The sequence below is a fragment of the Streptomyces sp. NPDC005485 genome (genome assembly GCF_040606085.1).
Taxonomy (GTDB): domain Bacteria; phylum Actinomycetota; class Actinomycetes; order Streptomycetales; family Streptomycetaceae; genus Streptomyces.
The window spans coordinates 1-22,136 of sequence record NZ_JBEXDZ010000122.1 but is presented as its reverse complement, the minus strand read 5'-3'; the positions used below and the strand labels follow the sequence as shown (position 1 = coordinate 22,136).

The following is a 22,136-nucleotide window of genomic DNA, read 5'->3' as shown; positions in this document are numbered from 1 at the left end:
CAATCGCAGACGTACGAGGGGCGAAGCGAAGGTGAAGCCCATGTCAAAGCGCGTTCGGGCGCGGCCGGCCCACCGAACGGTCAACGGCTCGCTTCGACGGGCGCGCCGAGCAGGCCGGTGAGCAGCGCGTTTGAAGCCGGGCGAAGGAGGTGCGTGCCGGCGGGGACGGATTCGAGGCCGACGACGAGGGCGAGGCAGATGTCGGCCGCCTGGGCCGGGGTGACGGGCCCGGCGGTACCCGCCTCGGCGAACAGGGCGGTCAGGAGGCTGCGCAGATCGGCGGTGAAGCCGGTGCAGATGCCTGCGAACAACCGCGCCTGCTCGTCGAGGAGTTCGGCCGTGTGCGGGGAGTCCCCGGACAACTGGAGCACCAGGTCGAACTTGGCCTCCAGGACACCCCGGATGCGGGTCGCGCAGGAGGCGTCCTGGTCCGCGGCCGCGCGGCGGGCCTGCGCGAGAGCCCGGTCGTGCAGGCGCCCGGCGAGCCTCCGGAAGGCGTCGTCCTTGCCGCGCACGTACTGGTAGACCGCCGACCGGGATACGCCCATGGCGGAGGCGATGTCGTCCATCGTGGTGCGCCGTACGCCGTACCTGGTCAGGCACTCGTACGTCGCGTCGAGGACCTCGTCGAGCCGGTCGGCGGGCAAGGTCAGGCCAGCTTCTTCAGCAGCTCGGCGGCGAGCGGAGCGGAGGAGGCGGGGTTCTGGCCGGTGACCAGGTTGCGGTCGACGATCACGTGCGGCGCCCACGGCTCGGCCACCTGGACCTGCACGCCGACCTCGGTCAGCCGGTCCTCCAGCAGCCACTTGGCCTTGTCCGCGAGCCCGCCCTGAACCTCCTCGGCGTTGGTGAACGCGGCCACCTGGTAGCCGGCGAACGTGTTGGAGCCGTCCTCCTTCGTGGCGGCGAGCATCGCGGCCGGGCCGTGGCACACGACACCGAGCGGCTTGCCCGACTCCAGCGCGAGGGTGAGCAGGCTGCCCGACTCGGCGTCGACCGCGAGGTCCTCCATCGGGCCGTGGCCGCCGGGGTAGAAGACGGCGGCGTAGTTGCCGAGGACGACGTCCGCCAGGTCGATGGGGTGCTGGAGCTCGGTGAAGGACGCCAGCGCCGCGGTGACCTTGTCGGCGCCCTCCTGCCCGCCGTTGACCGCGGGGGCCAGGCTGCCGCGGTCGACGGTGGGCACCACACCACCGGGGGTGGCGACGACGACCTCGTGGCCCGCGGCCTTGAACGCCTCGTACGGGGCCACGGCCTCCTCGGCCCAGAAGCCGCTGGGGTGCTTGGTGCCGTCGGCCAGGGTCCAGTGGTCGGCGCCCGTGACGACGAACAGAATCTTCGACATGGTGTGCTCTTCTCCGAGAGGGGTGGATCCGGGGTGCGGACCCGGAGGTGTGGTTCGGCCGTGGGTGCTGACGGAATGGATGCGCTGACGTTCTGCGTCCGAAGTGTCAGTACGGCCACGCATCGAAGGTAGGGCGGCCCGCGGCGGATTTCCAATGACGGATCCAATGGCTGCGATAGGAACTTTCATGGGTCTTCCGCGAAGCCGGACAGCCGAGGATCCGATCCGATCCTGACCCATGGACCCCCCTCGCCGCTATCCGGGCGCACCCCTTCCGTTACGGCAGGCGACCGCGCGATGCCGCTGCGTGGCTTGAGCCGATACCGTAAGAGGCCCGGCGCCGACGTCACGTCGGCTCCCACCGGGCGGAGGGGCACATGGGCGGGGACGGGCGCAGGGACGGGACCGGGCTGCCGAAGCTTCGCCTGGACGAGTTGCTGGAGGAACTCCAGCTCCGGATCGAGACGGTACGCGGCACCCGCGACCGGCTCCAGGGACTCCTGGAGGCGGTGCTGTCGGTGGGCCGTGAACTCGACCTCGCGCAGGTGCTGCGCCGGATCGTCGAAGCCGCCGTCGTCCTGGTCGACGCCGAGTACGGGGCGCTCGGCGTCATCGGGCAGCAGCAGAAACTCGCGCAGTTCATCCCGGTGGGCGTCAGCGACGAGGTGTGGGCCGCGATCGGCGACCTGCCCTCCGGACACGGCCTGCTCGGCGAACTCATCCGCCACCCCGAGGTGTTGCGGCTCACCGACCTGTCCGCACACCCGGCGTCCTCCGGATTCCCGGCGCACCACCCGCCCATGCACAGCTTCCTCGGCGCCCCGATCCTGGTCCGCGACACGGTCTTCGGCAACCTCTATCTGACCCAGAAGCGCGGTGGGGGAGACTTCGACCCCGAGGACGAGGCCGTCCTGTCGACCCTGGCCGTGGCCGCGGGTGTGGCCATCGAGAACGCCCGCCTGTACGGCGAGGTCAGGCTCAGGGAACGCTGGCTGGAGGCGGGCGCGGAGATCACCAGCGGGCTGCTGTCCGGGGTGGCCGAAGCAGAGGTCCTGGAGGTGATGCTCGAACGCGCCCGCGAGATCACCGGAGCCGACCTGGGCGTCGTCGACCTCGTCGTCGAGGGCACCGGTGACCTGCGTGGCGCGTTCGCGCTGGGCCAGCACGCCGAGACGCACCGAGGGCTCCTGCTGCCCAGGGAGGGCACCCTCGCGGGCGCCGCGCTGAGTGCGGGAACCCTCGTGGCGACCGCCGACGTGCGCAAGGACCCCCGGATCACCTACGGCCCCGACCGCTGGGAGGGACTCGGGCCCGCCGTGGCCGTCCCCATGGGCACCCGTGAGGGGCTCCGCGGTGTCCTCATGCTGGCCCGGGGCGCGGGTCGGCCGCCCTTCACGGAGGTCGAGACCGCACCGCTGCTCGGGTTCGCCGGGCAGGCCGCCCTCGCGATGGAACTCGCGGAACGGCGGCGCGACACCGAGCAGATGAGCCTGCTGGAGGACCGCGACCGGATCGCCCGCGACCTGCACGACCTGGCGATCCAGCGCCTGTTCGCGACCGGCATGACCCTGCAGAGCGCCCAGCGCTTCGTGCAGCATCCGCAGGCCGCCGAGCGCCTCGGCAGGGCTGTCGACGACCTGGACACCACCATCAAGATCATCCGGTCGACCATCTTCGGCCTGCGCGCCCACGAGACGCCGTCCGCCGGACTGCGCATCCGTGTGGTCCGCGCTCTGGAGGAAGTGGTCCCCGCACTCGGCTTCACCCCCGCGCTGCGGCTGGAGGGGCTGGTCGACGTGGACGTCGCCGCCGCCCTTGCCGAGGACGCCCTCGCCGTCGTCGTCGAGGCACTCACCAATGTGGCCCGGCATGCACGGGCCACCGCCGCGGAGGTGGCACTCGTCGTCCGGGACGGACACCTCACCCTCGCCATCAGCGACAACGGCATCGGCACGGATGCCGGCAGCGGCCGCCGCAGCGGACTGCGCAACCTGTCGGAAAGAGCCGAACTTCTGGGCGGGCACCTGAAAGTGACGGTGCCTCAGGAAGGTGCGGGCACACGGCTGGAGTGGCGGGTGCCGCTCGGCCCGCGATGAGACCCCCTCGAACGCGCGGATGCCTCGACGGTGCGCGTGCTTCGACCGTGGGCGTGACGTGACCGGCGGCCACCCGCGGCGGGCCCGCGGTGAAGCCGGCCTCGACCGCGGAGAGGTGGAGGTCTCCCGGAAGGCCACCCCGACGCCGGCGGCGCGCGGGGTCAGGTCGAGCGCGGACGTCCGGCCTCAGCCACCGCTCCCGCCCCGCGCCCCCGGCGGCTGCGGATACTGTGCCGCGATCACCGCCGCCTGGACGCGCCGCTCCACGCCCAGCTTGGCCAGCAGCCGCGAGATCCCGTTCTTCACCGTCTTCTCGGAAAGGTAGAGCCGTTTGCCGATCTGACGGTTCGTGAGTCCCTCGCCGATCAGGGCGAGGATCTCACGCTCCCGCTCCGAGAGCGCGGTCAGACGACCGTCGCCCGGTGGGTCCGTGTCGCTCTGCGGGCCGCGCAGGCTGCTCATCAGCCGGGCGGTGGTGGCCGGATCGAGCATCGACTGACCGGACGCGACCGTGCGCACGGCCGAGATCAGGTCGGAGCCCCTGATCTGCTTCAGCACATAGCCGGAGGCCCCCGCCATGATCGCGTCCAGCAGTGCGTCGTCGTCGTCGAACGAGGTCAGCATCAGACACGCCAATCCCGCGTCACGGGACCGCAGTTCACGGCAGACGGAGATCCCGTCGCTGTCCGGGAGGCGTACGTCGAGGATCGCCACGTCGGGACGGAGCGCCGGAGCGCGGACCAGTGCCTGCTCGCTCGTCCCGGCCTCCCCGACGACCACCATGTCCGGTTCGGCGTCAATGAGGTCGTGCAGTCCCCGGCGGACCACCTCGTGGTCGTCGAGGAGGAAGACCCGGATCGGTGTCGTGTTCGGCACTTGCTGCGTCGGTTCGACCATGCGCGCTGCTCCCGGGACGGCGGGGACTCTCGGTCGATCCTCGCGCACGACGGCACAAGTCGGACAGGGCCCAATGGTCCCGTCAGTGGACTGCACCACTGCCGTAGGGGGCGTACACATCGAGCAGGCGCGTACGGGCCGCGTGCAGCCGGTGGGCGAGCACCCGGCCGACCCAGTGCCCGACCGCGGCGCCCAGCGCGGGATCGGACCGGCACAGCAACCGCACGGTCGACGCGTCGAGTTCCTGGGCGTGCACCGGGCACAGTGCCTCCGCCCCGAGCTGCCACACGTAGGGCGGGAACAGCCAGGACCAGCCGAGGAGCTGGCCGAAGCCGAGCGTGTCGATGACGGGCGAGGGCCGGCCGGACACCCGCATGTCGAGGGCGACCGTCCCGCTGCGCACGATCCAGAAGTGATCGGCACGCCCGCCCGCCTCGAAGATGCGGGTGCCCTGCGGGAAGGACACCTCGCGGGCGAACCGCATCAGGCGTCCGCGATGCTCGGGTTCGAGGGCCTGGGACAGAGGCGGAGCCGGGGGAGCGGTCATGGGGTCCCCTTTCCGGAGCCGCCCGATGAGGGCGGCAGCTCCAGAGTCACCTGCCGGTGCCGCGCCCGACAGGGGCCAACAGGCCCCCGCCCGGGCCCGAGCGGTCACGACCCGGGCGTCACGCCGTGCGCCGCCCCCACTCGGGTCCCATACGTGCCCACTCGCGCTCCCACTCGGCCAGCCGGTGGCGGCCGGTGATCCGGCGCACGAGGAAGTGCGTGACGAGGACGACGGCTGCGACGCAGCCGCCGGTCAACGCTCCAGTGGTGACGGTGTGCTGCCAGACGGCGGTGCCGTTCAGCGGCGGCCCGACACTGCGGCCCCGGGTGTCGACCCAGACGCCGGCGCTCTCGCCGCGCAGGGTGCCCGCCGGGACACGGGCCGAGCCCGTCCGCGGGCCCTCGCCGGGCACGGTCCAGCGCACCTTCACCCAGTACATGTGCTCCTTGCCGCCGGGGGTCGTGGGCACCGCGGGTGGTGCGTCCTCGACGACCACGGCGTGCATCCGGTGACGTTCGGCGCGCTGTGCCGCGGCTTTCGCCTCGGTGGCGTCGTGGGCCCACCAGCCCGCGGCCACCGTCGCCAGCGGCGCCCCGACCAGCAGCAGCATGGCGATCACCGTGACCGTGCACGCCTCGACGACGTCCGAGCGGCGGCGCAGCGAATTGCGGCGCCAGCGCCAACCGCGTACCCGGGTTCGCATCTCAACCTCCTTGCCACCGCTGCCCGGCCCGCGGAGGGGCCGAACGGCCCCCACGAAGGGCCGGTCCACCTCTCCCGGCGTACCGCGCACGGCTGCGAGCGTCCACAGTGGACCCCGCGCCGATTGCCTCGCCGTACGACTGATCCGGGTTCCCCGTGGAACCCGCGCAGGCACGCCGCGCAGCGAACAGGAGCCACGATGGCGAACGACCGTCCAGCCACGCTCGATGCGCGCTGGTGCGCCGTCGGCGAGGTGACGGCCGCATCCCCTTGCCGCCAAGGCTCCCTCCGCGGCCATGCGTTCCGCCGTCCGGCAGGGCCTGCCGGCTCCCGGCCCCGGACTCGTACGCGCCCCACCAGCTCTGGACCCACGGCCGTGGCACGGACGTGCCCGAGGCCGACGCGAGGGCCCGCACCGGCCGACCGCCGAACCCCCGAAAGGCAGGAGTCATGAACACCGGCACCCGTACCGTCACCGTCGGCATCGACGGCTCGCGGACCAGTCTGGACGCCGCCGACTGGGCCGCGCGCGAGGCCGAACGCCGCCACCTTCCACTGCGCCTGCTGCAGGCGGGCATCGCGCCGACGTCGCCCGTGCGCGTCCCGGACGTCGACGTGCCCGCCGGGCGCATCCGCACCGCACTCGACCGGGCGGCGATCCAACTGTCCTACGCCCACCCGGCGTTGGACATCATCGCCCGCAGCACCGAGACGCCCGCGGTCCCGGCACTGCTGGAGGCCGCGGCCCAGTCGGAGACGCTCGTCCTCGGCTCACGCGGCTTCACCGGTTTCGCGGGCTTCCTCGTCGGCTCGGTCGCCCTGGAGGTGTCGGCGCGCGCCGAGCGCCCGGTCGTCCTCGTGCGCGCGGGCGAACTCCCCGAGGACGAACGGAACCGGCCCATCGACGGAACGCCGCCGGATCAGGCCCCCTACCTGCCGGTGGTGCTCGGCCTCGACGTGGACCATCCGGCCGACGACCTCATCGGATACGCCTTCGACGCGGCAGCCTCCCGCTCGACGGCGCTGCACGTCCTGCACACCTGGACCCTGCCCCTGCTGCGCGGCTGTGCCCCCGGTGTGCCGCTGCCCGACGTCAGCGCCGAGCGGGAGGAGGGCAAGTGGCATGTCCTGTCGGCCACATTGCAGCCGTGGCGCCACAAGTTCCCCGAGACCGACGTCCGGGAGGAAGTGGTCTACGGCCACCCCGGACACCATCTGCTCAAGGCGTCCACCGGCGCCGGCCTGCTGGTCATCGGCCGCAGGACAGGCACGGGTGAGGCCGGTGCCGGTCACGGAACGGGCCTCGGCCGCGCCGCGCACTCACTGATCCACCACGCGACCTGCCCGGTAGCCGTGGTGCCGCACACCTGACGCTCCGTGCCGCGGCGACCGAGCCGTCCAGGACCCGGACGGCCTCAGCCGAAGCGCTCGATGCGGATGCGGTCCACGGGCTGCCCCGCCTCGACGAGCAGCCGCGAGGCATGCTCGGCGAACCCGTTGGAACCGCACACATAGGCCTCCCACCCACCAGGAGGCTGCTCCGCCAGGAGCGGTGCCACATGTGCGGCCGCCATACGTCCTACGGCCGTATCCTCGGGGGCGCTGCGCGTGAACACAGGTGTGGTCTCCGCGCCGTACTCCCGCGCGTAGATGAGCTCTTCGGGGCTGCGTGCCGAGACGAGCAGGCGCAGCGGTACCTCCAGATCGCGTGCGCGGTGGTGGCGCAGCATCGACATGAGGGGTACGACGCCGGAGCCCGCGCCGATGAGCAGTGCGGGCCGGTCGCCGGGCCAGGCGAAGAAGCCGCTGAGCGGGCCCCGTACCTCGACCGTGTCACCGATCGCGGCCCCGGTGTGGAACCAGCCGGAGACCTCGCCGCCCTCGACATGATCCAAGGTCAGCTCGATGTGCCCGGAGTCGTCGGGCGCGGAGGCGATGGAGTAGTGGCGCTGGGCCGCGTAGCCGTCGTGTGCGGTCAGCCGCAGCATCAGGTGCTGGCCGGGCAGGTGCCCCGCCCACTGCGGCACCGCGAGGCGGAAGGTGGTCGCGTGCGGTGTCTCGCGGCGGATCCCGGTGAGCGTCGCGGTCTGCCAGGTGGCCGCCGTCCGGTTGCCGACGGCGATCCGGCCGGGCACGGCGAACCGCGTCGGCGGGACGAAGGGCCCGGGCAGGGTGGGTGCGGTCGTCATCGATACGGTCGTCTCAGTCACCGGAGTAGCGCTGCTCTTCCCAGGGGTTGCCGCGTGCGTGGTAGCCGTTCTGCTCCCAGAAGCCCGGCTCGTCGTGGTCGAGGATCCTGAGGCCCGCGATCCACTTGGCGCTCTTCCAGAAGTACAGGTGGGGCACGATCAGCCGCGCCGGGCCGCCGTGCTCGGCGGGCAGCGGCTTCCCGCCGTACTCCCAGACGATCCAGGCGCGGCCGCCGGTGAGGTCGGCGAGCGGGAGGTTCGTCGTGTATCCGGTGTGCGAGTAGGCGACCGCGTGGGTCGCCGCGGTGTCCGGGCGCGCGGCCTCCAGGAACGCGTCCAGGGACACTCCGCCGAAGCGCACCCCGAACTTCGACCAGCTCGTCACGCAGTGGATGTCGCCCTCGTACGCCGACGCGGGCAGTGTGTGCGCCTCGTCCCAGTCCCAGGTGCGCGGCTCGGCCACCAGACCGTCGACGCGGAAGGTCCAGTCGGCGGGCGTCAGATCGGGGGTGACCTCGGCGGACAGCACCGGCCAGTCGTCGCCCGCGTCGTACTGACCGGGCGGGAGTCCGGCGTTGTGGACGCGCGGGCGCCCGGTGAAGCCTCGGGTGACGTTCATAGGGGTGGTGCCTCCAGGCCGTCCGCACGGAGGCCCGCTGGTCGAGCGTGATCGATGCGCACGCGATCGGACGCCGCGTACACACTCCACGGTACGCGGAAGCGGACGCCACTCCCTGCACAGGGGGGCGCCGGCTCCCGATCATTGCGGCGGCGTGAACGCTTCGACGGGCCGGGAATAGCCGTGCCGTGATCTTCCTTGCCTCTAGTGCCCCGAACGATGGCCCATACATTCGGTGGCGGCGAACGAGAGTGAGGGAGCACATGCCCAAGGCGTACGTCTTCACGCGGTACGGCGGTCCGGAGACCGAGGCACTGGTGGAGCAGACCCGGCCGGGTCCCGGCCCCGGTCAGGTCCTGGTCGCCGTGCGCGCGGCGGGCGTGAATCCCGTCGACTGGAAGCAGCGCACCGGCTACCGCCGCCCCGGCGGCCCCGCTCGCGAGCTGCCCGCCGTCTTCGGCAACGAGGTCGCCGGTGTCGTCGAGGAGGTCGGCGCCGACGTGAGCGGGTTCGCGGTCGGCGACGAGGTCTTCGGCAACCCGGTCGCCGGGGGCTACGCCACCTACGCCGTGCTGCCCGTGGCCGTCACCGCGCACAAGCCGGCGGCGCTGTCGTTCGTGGACGCCGCCGCCCTGCCGGTGGCCGCGGCGACCGCGTACGACGGGGTGCGTCAGCTGGACCTGCCTTCGGGGGCCACTGTGCTGATCACCGGGGCGGGCGGCGGCGTGGGTGTCGCGGCCGTCCAGATCGCCCGTGCCTACGGGGTGCGTGTGATCGGTGTGGCGAGTGACGGCAAGAAGGACTTCGTGGAGTCGCTCGGCGCCGTGCACGTGCCGTCGGGGCCCGGCCTGGCCGAGCGGGTGCGGGCGGCGGCACCGGAGGGCGTCGACGCGGTGTTCGACCTCGTCGGCGACGGCGTACTCGAAGAAGCCGCCACGCTGCTCACCGACCGCACGAAGCTGATCACCGCGGGGGCGTCCCAGGAGGCGGCGGAACGTCTGGGCGGCGCCCGCGTGGCGCGCGCCCGCACCGCGGCCGTACTCGACGAGGTGGCGAAGCTGGTGGTGGACGGCAGGCTCCGGCCGTTCGTCACGCAGTCGTTCCCCCTGGAAGGGGCCGCCGAGGCGCTGCGGACCGTCGAGGACGGCCACGCCCGCGGCAAGATCGTGATCGAGGTCGCGATATGAGCAACGCATCGAGCGGTACCTCCGACAGGGCGTCGGCCATGGCGTCGGGCGGCGGGGCGATCACCGTGCCGGCTGTCCCGTCGGGTTCCGGGCGTCATCCGCTGGACAATCCCGCGCTCGCCTCGCTGACCGGTCCGCACGCCGGCTTCGCCGAGCGGCGGGGCCGGGTGCTGCGCTATCCCGTCGACGTGTCGCCCTGGCTGGCTCTGCCCGACGAGCCCGACGCCGACGACTGGGCCGACCTCGCGGCTCTCGTGGGCCCCGGCGCCGATGCCCCGCTCGCCGGGTTCCGCGGGCAGACCCCGGACGGCTGGGAGCTGACCTTCGACCTGGACGGTGTGCAGCTCGTCGACGACGGCCTGGCCGCGGCACCGGACGCCGAGGCCGTCCGGCTCGGGGCCGCCGACGTCCCCGACATGATGGACCTGGTCGAGCGGACCAGACCCGGCCCCTTCCTGCCGCGCACCGTCGAACTCGGCACCTACCTGGGGATACGCCGGGGCGGTGTGCTCGTCGCGATGGCGGGGGAGCGGCTGCACCCGCCGGGCTGGACCGAGATCAGCGCCGTCTGCACCGACCCCGACTTTCGGGGCGAGGGCCTGGCGACACGGCTGATGCTGGCCGTCGCGCACGGCATCCGCGAGCGCGGCGAGACCCCCTTCCTGCACGCCGCCGCGAGCAACACCAATGCGATCCGGCTCTACGAGGCCCTGGGCTTCCGGCTGCGCCGCACCACCCGCTTCCTCGCGGCACGCGTGCCCGAGCACCTGGAGGACGGGCGGGCCGTGGGCGTCTGACGGCGGCGAGGCGCCGGGGATCGCGACGGACGGCGCACCCTTCCTGCGCCCGGGGTGTCCGGGAGTCCCGGCGCCCGCTGAGGTTCCGCGAGGGGCCGTGTGCGCCCCGGCACGGCCGCTCAGTCCGTTGCCGCATCCCTGAGGGGTGTCTGCGTGGCCGCCGCGTTGTACCGCAACAGGTACGCCGCGAAGCGGGCGAGGTCGTCCTCGGGCCAGCCCTCCAGACGTTCCCGGAAGGCGCCCCGGCGGCTCTCGGTGACCTGCGCGAGGATCCGACCGCCGGCGTCCGTGAGATGCAGCACCTGTACGCGGTGGTCCTCCGGGTCGAGGCGCCGTTCGATGAGCCCGGCGCGCTCCAATGCGGCCACCTGCCGGCTCACCGTGGACTTGTCCAGCGCGTAGTGCGCCGCCAGGTCGGTGGCCCGGCAGCCGCCGCTCTCCTCCAGATGACCGAGCAGCGTGTAGGACACCAGCGACAGCTCCGGGTGCATACGCCCCGCAGAGGCCCTGGCACGCCGGGCGAAGGCCGTCATCTCGCGCTGAATCGTCTCGACGGCCTCATCGGCGGTCCCGACCGCGCCGTCCTGATCAGTGACAACGCTCTCATCGGGCTTCTCGGCCGACTTCATGGGGCACCTCCTCACTCCGTTGGTTGTATAGTACAACTGGAAGCAGGAGTTGTATAAGCCAACCAATGGAGGTCGTGACCATGTCCGCCAGTCACCGGGCCGGGAGTCCCGAGATCCACAGCGCCGCTCCGGGAGCGGCCGCCGGTACCCGATCACCCGCGCTGCGGCATGTGCTCACCCACCTGATCACCCCACTGCTGATGTGCCTCGGTATGGGGCTTGCCTACATGGGTGCGTTCGTCACCCCCGAGCCGAACCACCTGCCCGTCGCCGTCGTCGGCTCCGGCCCCGAGGCGAAGGTGTTCGCGCAGACCGTCAAGGACAAGGCCGGGGACGCCCTCGACGTGCGGACCGTCGCTGGCCGCCCCGCCGCGGTCGACCTGCTCAAGTCCCGTGACATCACCGGCGCCTACGTCCTCGACGCCAAGGCGCCCGAGCTCGTCGTCGCCACGGCCGCCTCCGACATGGGTGCCACCGCCGTAGAGAAGGTCTTCACGCCCCTCGCGGCCCAGCAGGGCATACCGCTGAAGATCACCGACGTCGCCCCGCCGGTCGACGACGACCCCACGGGCCAGGGTCTGTTCTTCCTGCTCATCGCGCTGAGCATCGGCTCGTACGCGTCCGTCGCCGCTCTCGGCGCAGCGGGCGGGGGGCTGCCCCTGCGGGTGCGGGCGCTGCTGGCCGTCGGCGTTTCCGGTGTCGTCAGCGGCATCGGCGCGCTGCTCGCCGGGCCCGTCTTCCACCTCGCCCACCACGACCTCACCGGCCTGTGGGGGATGAGCTGGCTCTACTCCGCGGGCATTCTCTTCGTCGGCGTCGGGCTGCACACCTTCCTCAAGCGCTGGACCACGCTCGCGATGATGGTGCTCTTCGTGATGCTCAACTTCACCAGCTCCGGGGGCCTGTTCCGGCCCGAGCTGCAGAACGGCTTCTTCGGCACCCTGCACGCCTTCTGGAACGGCGCCGGCTTCGTCGAGGGCGCGCGCAGTCTCCTGTACTTCGACGGGAACGGCCTCACCGGCAACATCTGGACGCTCGTCGCCTGGCTCGCCGTCGGCCTGTTCGTCACCGCCGTCGCCGGCGCCGTGGAGCGCGTGCGCGCCCGTGGCGCCGTACACGAGGAGACCGTGACCGAGCGGCAGTCCGCCGAACCGCAGGACGCCGAGGAGGAAGCCGAACTGGAGGAGACGGTCGCCGTCTGAACGGCTGATCGTTCCTGTAATGTGGCCGTCCCGGCTGTGGAGCGTCCCAGCCGCGCAGTTGCCGAGGAGGTGAGACCCATTACCGCTGTGTCAGGTCGGGTGCTCTCTCCTCAAGGCAACACGGCTCACCGCGTGTAGGTGACCGCGAGAGCGCCCTTCGGATCTTCGAAAGGCCCTCGGCTTCCATGCCCCCTGTCTCCTCCGATTCCCCCGCTTCGGTCGTCGCCGCGCTCCGCTCCGCAGGCTGTGTCTTCGCCGAGGACGAGGCGGAGTTGATCCTCTCCACCGCCCGCACCCCGGACGAGGCCGCCGCCATGGTCGACCGGCGCGTCGCGGGACTGCCGCTCGAACACGTCGTCGGCTGGGCCGAGTTCCACGGCCTGCGCGTCACCGTGGAGCCCGGCGTCTTCGTCCCCCGGCGTCGCACGGAGTTCCTCGTCGACCAGGCCCTCGCCCTCGGGCGCGCCGCATCCCTCGTCGTGGACCTGTGCTGCGGCTCGGGTGCCGTGGGCGCCGCGTTGGCCGTGTCGCTCGGCGGGCCCGAGCTGCACGCCGCCGACATCGACCCCGCCGCGGTGGTCTGCGCCCGCCGCAACATCGCCGCGTACGGCGGTCGGGTCCACGAGGGCGACCTGTTCGCGGCGCTGCCCGACACGTTGCGCGGCCGCGTCGACCTCCTGGCGGCCAACGTGCCCTACGTCCCCACCGACAAGGTCGGCCTCCTGCCGCCCGAGGCCCGCGACCACGAACCCCTGGTCGCCCTCGACGGAGGCGCGGACGGCCTCGACATCCTGCGCCGGGTCGCGGCCGAGGCGCCCGCATGGCTGGCACCCGGCGGCTCCCTGTTCGTCGAGACGAGCGAACGCCAGGCCTCCGCCGCCCTCGACACGTTCACCCGCAACGGCCTCACGGCCCGGCTTGCCGTCTCGCAGGAGCTGTACGCCCATGTCGTGATCGGAACGCGCGGCTAGGGACTCGAGGTGCGCGAGCGGGAGGGGCGCAGGCGTTCCATGACGACCCGGTGGCCACGACGGTCCGGTGGCCGTGCCGACCTGGCGGGCGAAGGGGAAGGCGCCCTGCAAGGGCGCATACGAGCCGTCCCTAGGATGACCCCATGTCCCTCCCGCACGCGATCCTCACCGCTCTGCTAGAGAAACCGTCGTCCGGCCTTGAGCTGACCCGGCGGTTCGACAAGTCGATCGGCTACTTCTGGTCGGCGACGCATCAGCAGATCTATCGCGAGCTGGGCAAGCTGGAGGCGGAAGGACACATCCGCGCCCTGCCCGCCGAACAGCCCGCCCGAGGCCAGAAGAAGAGTTACGAGGTGCTCGCCGCGGGCCGCGACGAACTGGCCCGCTGGACCGCCGCCGGCCAGGACCCCAAACCCCTGCGGGACACCTTGCTGCTGCGCCTGCGGGCGGCAGCCGTCGTCGGCACCACCGGCATCGAGGCCGACCTGCGCCGCCATCTCACCCTCCACCAGCGGCAACTGGCCGAGTACGAGGAGATCCAGCAGCGGGACTTCCCGCCCGGCAAGGACGACCCCCAGGACCGTCTGCACCACCTCGTCCTGCGCGCAGGTATCGACCTGGAGACCTTCTGGATCCAGTGGCTGACGCACGCCCTGATCGAGTTCGGACAACTTCCCGCGCACGAGTAGGCGGCCGCCCCCGGGGAGGGGACGGCCGCCGACGCCACGAGTGATCAGAGCCGGTGGGGCTTGGCCCGCCGGCGCAGGAACCAGGCCGTCGCCACGGCACCCGCGGCCACCAGGGCCCCTCCACCCGCGAGGGTGGCGGTGCCGTAGTCCTTGGCGGCTCCGCCGAGACCGCCCATGACCCCGCGCGAGGGCGAGGCGGTGGCTGTCGCGGAGATCGTGGGGGTCGAGACGATGATGGACTGGGTGCCGGCCGTCGACTTGTCCGTGCACAGCACGATGACAGTGTAAGTCCCGGCGCTCACGTTCGACCATGAGGCCGACTGCGCCGTGCTGGTCCCGGACAGAGTCGCCTGGCGCCCTTGCGCGAAGTTCGCCTGACCACTCGACAGCAGCGCGGCACTGCCGAAACTGCCGTCGGTGGCCATGCTGGAACACGCGCTGGTAGTGACCGAAACCGAAGTCCCGCTGGTGCTCACCGAGATCCCTGACCCCGAGGCGAGCGCCGACGGAACGGCCAGGGCGAGCGGAAGCGCGGCGGCCGCGGCCACGGTCAGGCCGGAGCGGAGAAGTATCTGAGTAGTACGCACAGGACTGCCCTCCAACGGCACGGTTGGCGGTACGTCCTATGCCCGCCGAGGATTGGGAAACGCCCGTGCTGCCTCAGGAAGAGCCAACGCGCCCCCGGCCGGGCCCGCACGCGGGGAGAGCCCGGGCAGGTGACGGATTCCTTCGTCCGGCCGCCGGACGCCGGCTGACAGCCGACGCTCATGGCCGACGTCCGGGGGCTCTCACGGCGAACGCGACGCGCCGTGGCTCAGACGCTCACGCTCGACTGGACACCGGCCGTCTCGGGGCCGGGCGGCGCGGCACGAGCCGTGGTGGGCCCGTGTGTCACCAGCCGCGGCCCGCCTGGAGGAGTCGCTCCTGTACGAGCACCACATGCGGGTTCTCCGGTATCCCGGGGCGCCGGGTGACGTACGCGGTGTTGATCGGCGGGTCCTCGGGGGACAGCAGCTGCACCAGGGCACCCGAGGCCAGCTCGGCGAGGCAGAGGTAGCGGGGGAGCACGCTGATCCCGGCGCCGGCGACGACCGCCGCAAGGACACCCCGCAGGTCGGGCACCGTGATCGCCGCCTGGCCACTGAGCCGGACGCCGAACACATGCCGCCAGTAGCGGCGGGCGATGGGCAGATCCTCCGCGTACGTCACCAGGGGAACGCCGTGCAGGGCGGCGGGACCGTCGGCGGCCACCCGGGCGGGACCGATGCGCTCGGCCCACTCGGGCGGGGCGACCAGCACGAACTCCTCGTCAGAGAGGGCCACCGATGTCAGGGTGCGGCCGCGTGGTCGGCTCGTGGCGATCACCAGGTCGAAGCGGCCGCCGCGCAACCCCTCCAGGAGGTCGTCGGTCAGTCCGGTGGAGACCCGTAGCCGTACGCCCTGGGCGGTCAGCGGTGCCAGTGCGGGCAGCGCCAGCGTGCACAGCATCTCCGCCGGACCGGCGAGATGGACCGGGTCCGGCGGCTGATCGGGTCCGGACCCGCCGCGGTCCGCGACCACCGCGAGCGCGTCGAGCGGCGCGGCGACCTGCGCGGCCAGCTCGTCCGCCACCGACGTGGGTACCACTCCGCGCGGCCGACGCTCGAAGAGCTCCCGGCCCAACTGCTCCTCCAACGCACGCATCTGCATCGTCACCGTCGGCTGGGACAGGCCCAGCACTCGCGCGGCCGCCGTGAACGACCCGGCGCGGTGGACGGCGAGGAAGGTGCGCAGCTGCGACAGATCCAGCGGAGCGCCGACGCCGGGCAGGCCATTCGGTTCCTTATGGGCCATGGGCGCCACCCTACGCTCGCGCTATCGGTGGTCACCGCCGGTGGTCACCGTCCGTTCCGCCGTGAACCCGCCCCACGTCCCGTCCGGCAGCTTCGCCCGGATCCGCACCCGGTGCACGACTCCGGCGTCCCGCCCCACGTAGAAGCTGTAGGTGGCCTTGCCACTGGGTGCCGTGCCGCCCCAGACGAGCGAGGTGGCGGGCTGCCCGTCGAGGTGGATCTGATACTCCGTGATCACGCCGTCGACGCGCGGCGGCACCCACGACAGGTCCAGGTAGTAGGCCCCCTGCGCGCGATGGGTCATCGCGCGAAAGCCGGTGGGCGCCGTGCCCCGTCCGTCGTCCGAGCCGGGCGCGGTGGTGAGCCGGACCGCGTCGCTCGCTGGCGAGACGTTGTCCGCCGCGTCGCGCGCCCGCACGGTGAAGGAGTAATGGGCGCCCGGCCGCAGGCCCGTGACGACGGTCGCGGTCAGGCCCCCGCCGACGCTGTGGATCTTCGAGGCGCCCTGATAGATGTCGTACGACGCCACACCCCGGTCGTCCGTCGACTTCGCCCAGGACAGCTGGGCCGCCCGGCTTCCGACCGCCGTGCCGTGCAGCCGGCCGGGGCGCGTCGGGGGCGTGCGGTCGGCCGCGACCGCCGCCGGTGTCGTGGCGCGCACCTGTTCACTGGGCGGGCCGGCGTTTCCGTCGGCGTCGAGGGCCCTGACCGTGAAGACGTAGGCCGTGGACGGCGTGAGCCTGGTGATGTCCACCATGTGCTCTCCACCAGGCACTTCCTTGACCTTCGTGGTGCCGCGATACACCTCGTACCGGGTCACATGCGGGTCGCCGGTCGCCCGGTTCCACATGACGTGCACGCTGGTCGCGCTGCCCGCCGCCGCGGTGACCCCCATCGGAGCCGAGGGCAAGTGGACCCCCCGGCCGTCGTCCGTGCCGCCCCAACCGCAGGACGCCACAGCGAGCAGTGAGCCGCAGAGGACCGCGGCGGGAACACGTCGCACGGCCGTGCCTCCCTTCACCGGGATTGGTCTGTACCTATTGGACATCGTTGACGCGCTCGCATCAAGAGGGTGGAGGCTGTTCGCCGGACCGCTCGCGGGCTACGTATGCTGATCCCTGACGCGGCGTGAACTCGCCCTCTACCCAGGGGAGTTCATGCCCTCGGCGCGGACCGCTGTCGTCGCAGATCCCGCGCCGGCGAGAGCGGTCGAGTGGCCGGAGCCGAGTGCGGCTTCGGCCCTCGGCCGCACGGAGTCCGCCTCCGGGCGCCCGACGGAACTCCGCCGACAGGGACCTGCCCCCGTGCACCGTCCGGCCCCCTTCCGGTGGACGCACCGTCAGATACCCCCCAGGTTTGGGTGAGTGCCCGTCAATGTCCCCCAGGAGAGGGTCCCTTATCGTGCGTGTCCAGTCGCTCACGCTGGCCGCGGCCGGTGCCGCTCTGCTCGCCCCCACCATGCATGCCTCGGCAGCCGGCCTCACCGGACCGGGGTCGGGCCCCGTTCCCGTCGCCGTCGCCCGCCCGCATCACGCACCGGTGGCGCGCGAAGGCACGGTCGGAGCCGCGGAGCTGCTGGCCAAGGTGCGTGGCTGTATCCCCGTGTCGAAGGGGCGCTACCGCAGCGACGAGGGCACCCGCGCCGACATCCCCGTCTGTGGCAAGCGGGGCGCCGTGTTCTGGAAAGCCGACATGGACATCGACTGCGACGGCCGGGCCGGGGTGCGCTGCAACCGGCGCACCGACCCCCTCTTCTCCTCCACCACGGCCTACCAGCAGTCCGACGGCCGTCACCTGAGTGCCGAGAGGCTCCCGTATGTCGTCGTGCCCGCTGCCAGCCGGATCTGGAACCACCGTGACCACGACGTCCGTGGCGGCGCGGTGGCTGCCGTGATCTACAAGGACCGCGTCCAGTACGCGGTCGTGGGCGACACGGGCCCCCGCGACATCATCGGCGAGGCCTCGTACGCCACCGCCAAGGCCCTCGGCATCCGCCCCGATCCGCGCGGCGGCGGAACATCCGGCGGCGTCACCTATCTCCTGTTCAAGGGCTCGGAGGTCTCGCCGATCGAGAGCCACCGAGCCGCGGTGAAACAGGGCGACGCGCTGGCGCGGAAGTTCTTGAAGGAGAACTGATCGACCTCCACCCGAAGGGCCACCGCGGGCCCGGTTGCTCCACCCGTGCCCGGGCGGTGACGGCCTGACGGCGGGTGATCGCGGCTCAGCGGGGGCGGCGTTGGTAGACCACGACTTTGCGGCCGCGTTCGCTTGTCTCGGAGCGGCGGGCGAAGTACGCCTTGAGGATGCGCTGCTTGGTCCGGTCGCGCGCCGTGGCGGCGGACGACGCGCTCGCGTCGGTGACGACCACGATGCGGCGTGCGGTCAGCATGGCCTTCGCTATCTGGCGCGGTGTGCCTTCCCTGCCGCTCAGGGTGCCGGATGCCAGCGGGTCCTTGACCAGTGCCACGTCATTGAGTCCGGCGAATTCGGCGGGTGAGACCAGGGCGGTGTCGCGACGTGCCGAGGGTATGTACAGCACCGCGTCACCCTGTTCACGGACCGCGGCGACGTTGGCGGCCGTGGCCAGCACGTCGTCGATCCGGCCGCTCGCGCTGCGCAGGGTCAGCTGGACGGGGAGCAGTCCGAGGAAGGCCAGAGCCGTGATGGTGGCGATCGTCCGCCGGGGCGATGTCCGGATGCGGACGGCGAGTGCGTGGCACGCTCCACCGATGAGCAGGGCAAGTCCGAGGTTGCCGAACAGGACGTAGCGATCCAGGTAGACAGGGCGGGACAGAGAGACGGCGAGGAGCAGCAGCGGAGGAGTCGCGAGCAGGGGCAGGGCGAGCGTGGTGAGCGAGATCCGGGTGCCGCGGTGGGCCCGGCCGACCGCTCCTGATCGTATGAGCCATGCACAGAGCGTGCCCGCGACCAGCGTCGCCAGGAGGCCGACCAGCGTCCCCGGTTTGACCGGGGGGATCCAGGCGACCTGCCCCGACTGGGCCCTGCTCGCCACGATCAGGGGTAACGCGCCCAGTACGGCGGCGCATGCGGCGACTGCCCATCGCAGGACGGTCGCGCGAGGCGGGCGGGCGAGGGCGATCGTCACGGCGTGTGCGAACAGCACCAGGAGAGAGAACCAGTTGAGCAGTGCGGCCAACAGCATCACCGCGCTGTACGCCGCCCAGCGCCCTGGCCCCGGGCCTCGGCCGGCGACGGCGGCGACGAGCAGCCGGCAGGCCAGCGCCACGCAGGCGGTCACCAGCGCGTACGGGCGCCCCTCCTGCGCGTACTGCTGGATCGCGGGGAGGAGGGCGAATGCCAGGCCCGCGGCCACTCCCGTGTACTTCCCGGCCAGTTGGCAGGCCAGGCGGGTGATCAGGGCGGCGGCGCCGGTCATGGCCAGCACGGAGGGCAGCCGCAGAGTGAGGAGGCTGTCGCCGAAGATCGCGAAAACGCCGTGCATGAAGAAGTAGTAGAGGCCGTGGACCACGTCGGCCCGGCCCAGCAGGTGCCAGATTTCGGGGACGGTCCGATGGGCCGCCTCCCACGTCGCCGCCTCGTCACGCCACATGCTGTTCTCGCGCCTGAGCCCCCAGGAACCGAGAAGGAATGTGAGGGCCGGTGGCACCCACGCGGCAAAACATGTTCTGGGCATGACAAAACTCCGGGGCAGCGTGAAGGAAGTGACCGAACTCGGGCGGCCGCAGCACGCTCCCGATCACGTGCAACACGCTAGGCCGCGGGATGATCACGGTCGTCACCTGCAATGGCGACTCCGGAGTTGCGTCGCAGGAACTACCGCGAGCCCGGCGTGGGTCGTAGGGCGTACGCCTTGAGTGGTAGTCGCCTGCGCAACCTGATGGGGCATGAGGCGGAGCATCGCGGACGCCCCTGCGGCGACGCCGTCACTTGTGCAGGCCGGTGCCTGCCCGCCGGGAACGACATGGTGCTGCGGACCGGAGGGTCCTGCCCAGGCGTGCCCGGCGGGTCAGTGCGGTGCGGTCGGCGGCGGGCGGTCAGCCCTGCTTCGCCGTGTCGCTCTTCGCCTTGAGCGACGCCACGACCTGTACGGTCAGCTTCTTGGCACTCGCGGCGCCGTTGTCGCTGCCGTCGGTGGACAGCACGCTGACGACGGCCGTGCCCACACGGGCGGCGATCAGGGTGGTGCCGTTGTCCCAAGTGCTGTCGCTGAGGGTGATGGCGTACGCGTCGTCCCCGAGCCCGGCCGCGGAGGCGCCGGTGACCGTCACCTTGCTGTGGGTGTCGGTGTCCGTATAGCTCGGGCATGCGGCGACGACCTTCGCCAAGCCCTTCATCACCTCCGTCGAGGCCGTGCCACGGTAGACGTCGATCTCCTGGTCGAGCTCACCGGACGCCTTGCTGATGTAGGAGTTCTGCGCGAACGACACGCCCTCCACGCCGGTGAGGCTGATCCAACTCGTGGCATCGAGGTCGGCGCAGCGGGGCTTGGCGGCGCTCTTGGTGGCCGGGGCCTGGTAGGTGTCGCCGGTGTCCCGGGAGAGGCTCGCGTCGGCGGCGAACCCGGACGGGAAGTACGACGCGGGCGCCAGGGCTGCCTTCAGCTGCGTACCCGTCAGCAGGCCGGCGTTGGGGTCCTTGGGCTTGGCCGGCTTCGCGGAGGGGCTCGTGCCCGCCGAGGAGCTGGTGGAACCGGAGGAGCAGGCCGCCAGGACCAGCGGGAGTGCCGCGGCGGCGAAGACCGCGAAAGTGCGGGAGGAGAGACGCATCGGAATCCTTGGGAAGTTGCACAGTTGCGCCGCGCCGGGTGGGGCTGGGAGACGAGGCTCCCGTGTGTACGGGGGCGTCCGGAAGCCGGGCAGGCGGGGCCGGAAGATCAGCGGGCCCGGGCAGACCCTAGGGGTCCGGAGGCCACGAACAGATGTCCAATTGACCAAAGCTCGGTCAAAGCAACCCGTCTCATCTGTAGTTTTACTGTCTCTTGGCGGAACTCAGAGGCTCGTGAGGAGGCCGTCGAGCGGGGCCGGTACGCGCGCGGGGTCAAGGGCCTCGACGAGGAGACGGCCGTAGCGGATCTTGCGGCCCTTCTTCGTGCCGAGGAAACGCCGCAACTGCTGCTGCCGGGGCCGGTCGTGCTGCGCGGGCTGGCGCAGGAAGGTCTGCCAGGCGCGGAGGTCGCCCTCGGCCCGGACGATCTCCTCGACGCCTGCCGTGCCCAGCGCGCGGATGAGCTCGTCCTCCAGGTCCCTCACGCAGACGAAGAAGCCACGGTGCGGCGCCTGCGCCCGCTTCAGCCCGCGGTCGTAGAAGCGCTGCTCGCCCTCGTCGCACAGTCCTGCCAGGCGCAGGCCGAGGCCGGGCGGCCCCAGGAGGCCGGCGTACCGGCCGATGCTCATCGCCCCGCCCATCGACACGACGCACACCCCCTCGGCGGCAAGGTCGCGGCCACGCCGTACGGCCAGCGCCTCGACGGCCGCGAGGTCGCTGGGCCCCTCCAGCAGGACCGCCGTCCGCACGCCCAGTCGCACAGCCAGTTCACGCACCGATCCGCCGGGACCGCCGCTCGCCCAGCCGCCGACCGCGTCCCGGAACGCCCGCATGTCCGCCATGGAGCGAGTCTGCACCTTCACCGACGACACGGCACGCGATATTCAACGGCCCCACACGACCTGTCCGACGCCCTCGTCACCGGGGCGGCAGTCTCTCTGAAAGCTCCGCTCATCACCCAACTCCCTTACTGGGCACACTGCTACGGCGTCGGGGCGATCTCGGGATCAGGTAGGGTCTGTCGACGTGAACACCGGACCGGCGCTACGCCATGCACGGATTGGCCACCCGGTGGTGGACTGATCGCACGGCGGGTGCACAGAGCGCACCCCCTCATTTCGGCACGCGGACCTCCCAGTGCTTCTGCACCGAGAGTCCGTTCTTCGTGTCGTACACAAGTGAGGTCAGCCGAATGCCAGTCACGTTCAATCACACCATCATCGCCACCAAGGACCGTAACGAGTCGGCTCAGTTCTTCCGTGAACTGCTGGAACTTCCGGAAGCACCGTCCTGGGGTCCGTTCACCAACATTCAGCTCACCGATGGCGTGTTGCTCCAGTTCGCCGAGCCGCCGGTGGAGATCCAGATGCAGCACTACGCCTTCCTGGTCGACGACGAACTGTTCGATCGGGCATACCGGCGGTTGTCCGATCGCGGCATCGAGCACTGGGCCGACCCCCAGATGCGACGGTCGGGCGAGATCAACAATGAACACGGTGGCCGAGGCGTGTACTTCAAGGATCCCGCCGGTCATGCGATCGAGCTGATCACCCGCCCGTACCTGTAGACCGCAGACCGGGCGGGCGCCGCACTCCGCGACGGGCGGGAACCGGCCCGCCATCGAGACGCTGGTCTTCGCAGCCGACGGCGAACCGATCACCGCGTACCGCAAGCAGCATCTGTTCGAG

At 71.8% G+C, this 22,136-nt stretch carries 23 protein-coding genes; 9 read left to right on the top strand and 14 right to left on the bottom strand.

Annotation, left to right across the window (positions count from 1 at the left end; genetic code table 11):
* Positions 1 to 80 precede the first annotated feature (80 nt).
* Positions 81 to 647: a TetR/AcrR family transcriptional regulator gene (locus ABZS97_RS32000; protein WP_356143358.1), complete on the bottom strand. Its 567-nt coding sequence runs from the start codon at positions 645 to 647 to the stop codon at positions 81 to 83.
* Positions 648 to 649: 2 nt separating this feature from the next.
* A complete protein-coding gene (locus tag ABZS97_RS31995) occupies positions 650 to 1,345 on the bottom strand; it encodes a type 1 glutamine amidotransferase domain-containing protein (RefSeq protein WP_356143356.1) in 696 nt (231 codons plus the stop codon).
* A 377-nt stretch (positions 1,346 to 1,722) separates the two neighbouring features.
* Here ABZS97_RS31995 and ABZS97_RS31990 point away from each other — a divergent pair, with 377 nt between their 5' ends.
* Entirely contained in the window at positions 1,723 to 3,441 is a 1,719-nt protein-coding gene (locus ABZS97_RS31990) for a GAF domain-containing protein (RefSeq protein WP_356143354.1), read from the top strand.
* A gap of 186 nt (positions 3,442 to 3,627) precedes the next feature.
* Here the strand turns inward: ABZS97_RS31990 and ABZS97_RS31985 are convergent, their stop codons facing one another.
* The 3 genes from ABZS97_RS31985 to ABZS97_RS31975 form a co-directional block, all read right to left on the bottom strand.
* Positions 3,628 to 4,338 carry a response regulator transcription factor gene (locus ABZS97_RS31985; protein WP_356143352.1) on the bottom strand — a complete coding sequence of 237 codons (711 nt, stop codon included), beginning with the start codon at positions 4,336 to 4,338 and terminating at the stop codon, positions 3,628 to 3,630.
* Between the two features lie 82 nt (positions 4,339 to 4,420).
* Positions 4,421 to 4,885 carry a cyclic nucleotide-binding domain-containing protein gene (locus ABZS97_RS31980; protein ID WP_356143350.1) on the bottom strand — a complete coding sequence of 155 codons (465 nt, stop codon included), beginning with the start codon at positions 4,883 to 4,885 and terminating at the stop codon, positions 4,421 to 4,423.
* Positions 4,886 to 5,003: 118 nt separating this feature from the next.
* On the bottom strand, positions 5,004 to 5,588 hold the full coding sequence (locus tag ABZS97_RS31975; protein WP_356143348.1) for a hypothetical protein: 585 nt from the start codon (positions 5,586 to 5,588) through the stop codon (positions 5,004 to 5,006).
* A gap of 449 nt (positions 5,589 to 6,037) precedes the next feature.
* Between ABZS97_RS31975 and ABZS97_RS31970 the strand changes: the two genes are divergently transcribed.
* Positions 6,038 to 6,958, top strand: a complete 921-nt coding sequence (locus ABZS97_RS31970) for a universal stress protein (protein ID WP_356143346.1) — start codon at positions 6,038 to 6,040, stop codon at positions 6,956 to 6,958.
* Positions 6,959 to 7,002: 44 nt separating this feature from the next.
* On the opposite strand, the gene ABZS97_RS31965 is transcribed toward ABZS97_RS31970, so the two are convergent.
* Both ABZS97_RS31965 and ABZS97_RS31960 read right to left on the bottom strand, forming a co-directional pair.
* A complete protein-coding gene (locus ABZS97_RS31965; protein ID WP_356143379.1) occupies positions 7,003 to 7,758 on the bottom strand; it encodes a ferredoxin reductase in 756 nt (251 codons plus the stop codon).
* Between the two features lie 31 nt (positions 7,759 to 7,789).
* Entirely contained in the window at positions 7,790 to 8,395 is a 606-nt protein-coding gene (locus ABZS97_RS31960) for a sulfite oxidase-like oxidoreductase (RefSeq protein ID WP_356143344.1), read from the bottom strand.
* Positions 8,396 to 8,658: 263 nt separating this feature from the next.
* Between ABZS97_RS31960 and ABZS97_RS31955 the strand changes: the two genes are divergently transcribed.
* Positions 8,659 to 9,582, top strand: coding sequence for an NADP-dependent oxidoreductase (locus ABZS97_RS31955; RefSeq protein ID WP_356143342.1), 924 nt, complete (start codon positions 8,659 to 8,661; stop codon positions 9,580 to 9,582).
* Between the two features lie 38 nt (positions 9,583 to 9,620).
* A complete protein-coding gene (locus tag ABZS97_RS31950; RefSeq protein WP_356143377.1) occupies positions 9,621 to 10,379 on the top strand; it encodes a GNAT family N-acetyltransferase in 759 nt (252 codons plus the stop codon).
* Between the two features lie 119 nt (positions 10,380 to 10,498).
* Here ABZS97_RS31950 and ABZS97_RS31945 read toward each other — a convergent pair whose 3' ends face one another.
* A complete protein-coding gene (locus ABZS97_RS31945) occupies positions 10,499 to 11,008 on the bottom strand; it encodes a MarR family winged helix-turn-helix transcriptional regulator (protein ID WP_356143340.1) in 510 nt (169 codons plus the stop codon).
* Positions 11,009 to 11,208: 200 nt separating this feature from the next.
* Between ABZS97_RS31945 and ABZS97_RS31940 the strand changes: the two genes are divergently transcribed.
* The 3 genes from ABZS97_RS31940 to ABZS97_RS31930 all read left to right on the top strand — a co-directional run bounded on the left by ABZS97_RS31940 (position 11,209) and on the right by ABZS97_RS31930 (position 13,870).
* Positions 11,209 to 12,210, top strand: coding sequence for a hypothetical protein (locus tag ABZS97_RS31940; protein WP_356143374.1), 1,002 nt, complete (start codon positions 11,209 to 11,211; stop codon positions 12,208 to 12,210).
* A gap of 185 nt (positions 12,211 to 12,395) precedes the next feature.
* Positions 12,396 to 13,181 carry a putative protein N(5)-glutamine methyltransferase gene (locus tag ABZS97_RS31935; protein ID WP_356143338.1) on the top strand — a complete coding sequence of 262 codons (786 nt, stop codon included), beginning with the start codon at positions 12,396 to 12,398 and terminating at the stop codon, positions 13,179 to 13,181.
* Positions 13,182 to 13,324: 143 nt separating this feature from the next.
* Positions 13,325 to 13,870 (top strand): PadR family transcriptional regulator, encoded by a 546-nt coding sequence (locus ABZS97_RS31930; protein WP_356143336.1) that lies wholly within the window; start codon positions 13,325 to 13,327, stop codon positions 13,868 to 13,870.
* Between the two features lie 44 nt (positions 13,871 to 13,914).
* Here ABZS97_RS31930 and ABZS97_RS31925 read toward each other — a convergent pair whose 3' ends face one another.
* The 3 genes from ABZS97_RS31925 to ABZS97_RS31915 form a co-directional block, all read right to left on the bottom strand.
* Positions 13,915 to 14,457 carry a hypothetical protein gene (locus ABZS97_RS31925; protein ID WP_356143334.1) on the bottom strand — a complete coding sequence of 181 codons (543 nt, stop codon included), beginning with the start codon at positions 14,455 to 14,457 and terminating at the stop codon, positions 13,915 to 13,917.
* A gap of 304 nt (positions 14,458 to 14,761) precedes the next feature.
* Complete coding sequence (locus ABZS97_RS31920; protein ID WP_356143332.1) at positions 14,762 to 15,703, bottom strand: LysR family transcriptional regulator; 942 nt, start codon at positions 15,701 to 15,703, stop codon at positions 14,762 to 14,764.
* A 21-nt stretch (positions 15,704 to 15,724) separates the two neighbouring features.
* On the bottom strand, positions 15,725 to 16,750 hold the full coding sequence (locus ABZS97_RS31915) for a fibronectin type III domain-containing protein (protein WP_356143330.1): 1,026 nt from the start codon (positions 16,748 to 16,750) through the stop codon (positions 15,725 to 15,727).
* A 353-nt stretch (positions 16,751 to 17,103) separates the two neighbouring features.
* Here ABZS97_RS31915 and ABZS97_RS31910 point away from each other — a divergent pair, with 353 nt between their 5' ends.
* Positions 17,104 to 17,838, top strand: a complete 735-nt coding sequence (locus ABZS97_RS31910) for a glycoside hydrolase family 75 protein (RefSeq protein WP_356143328.1) — start codon at positions 17,104 to 17,106, stop codon at positions 17,836 to 17,838.
* A gap of 85 nt (positions 17,839 to 17,923) precedes the next feature.
* Here the strand turns inward: ABZS97_RS31910 and ABZS97_RS31905 are convergent, their stop codons facing one another.
* From ABZS97_RS31905 to ABZS97_RS31895, 3 genes are all read right to left on the bottom strand, one after another.
* Positions 17,924 to 19,273, bottom strand: coding sequence for a glycosyltransferase family 39 protein (locus ABZS97_RS31905; RefSeq protein WP_356143326.1), 1,350 nt, complete (start codon positions 19,271 to 19,273; stop codon positions 17,924 to 17,926).
* 445 nt (positions 19,274 to 19,718) lie between these two features.
* Positions 19,719 to 20,450, bottom strand: a complete 732-nt coding sequence (locus ABZS97_RS31900) for a hypothetical protein (RefSeq protein WP_356143324.1) — start codon at positions 20,448 to 20,450, stop codon at positions 19,719 to 19,721.
* A 222-nt stretch (positions 20,451 to 20,672) separates the two neighbouring features.
* Positions 20,673 to 21,290: a TOPRIM nucleotidyl transferase/hydrolase domain-containing protein gene (locus ABZS97_RS31895; protein WP_356143321.1), complete on the bottom strand. Its 618-nt coding sequence runs from the start codon at positions 21,288 to 21,290 to the stop codon at positions 20,673 to 20,675.
* Positions 21,291 to 21,640: 350 nt separating this feature from the next.
* On the opposite strand from ABZS97_RS31895, the gene ABZS97_RS31890 reads away from it, so the two are divergent.
* Positions 21,641 to 22,015, top strand: a complete 375-nt coding sequence (locus ABZS97_RS31890; protein ID WP_356143319.1) for a VOC family protein — start codon at positions 21,641 to 21,643, stop codon at positions 22,013 to 22,015.
* Positions 22,016 to 22,136: the final 121 nt, after the last annotated feature.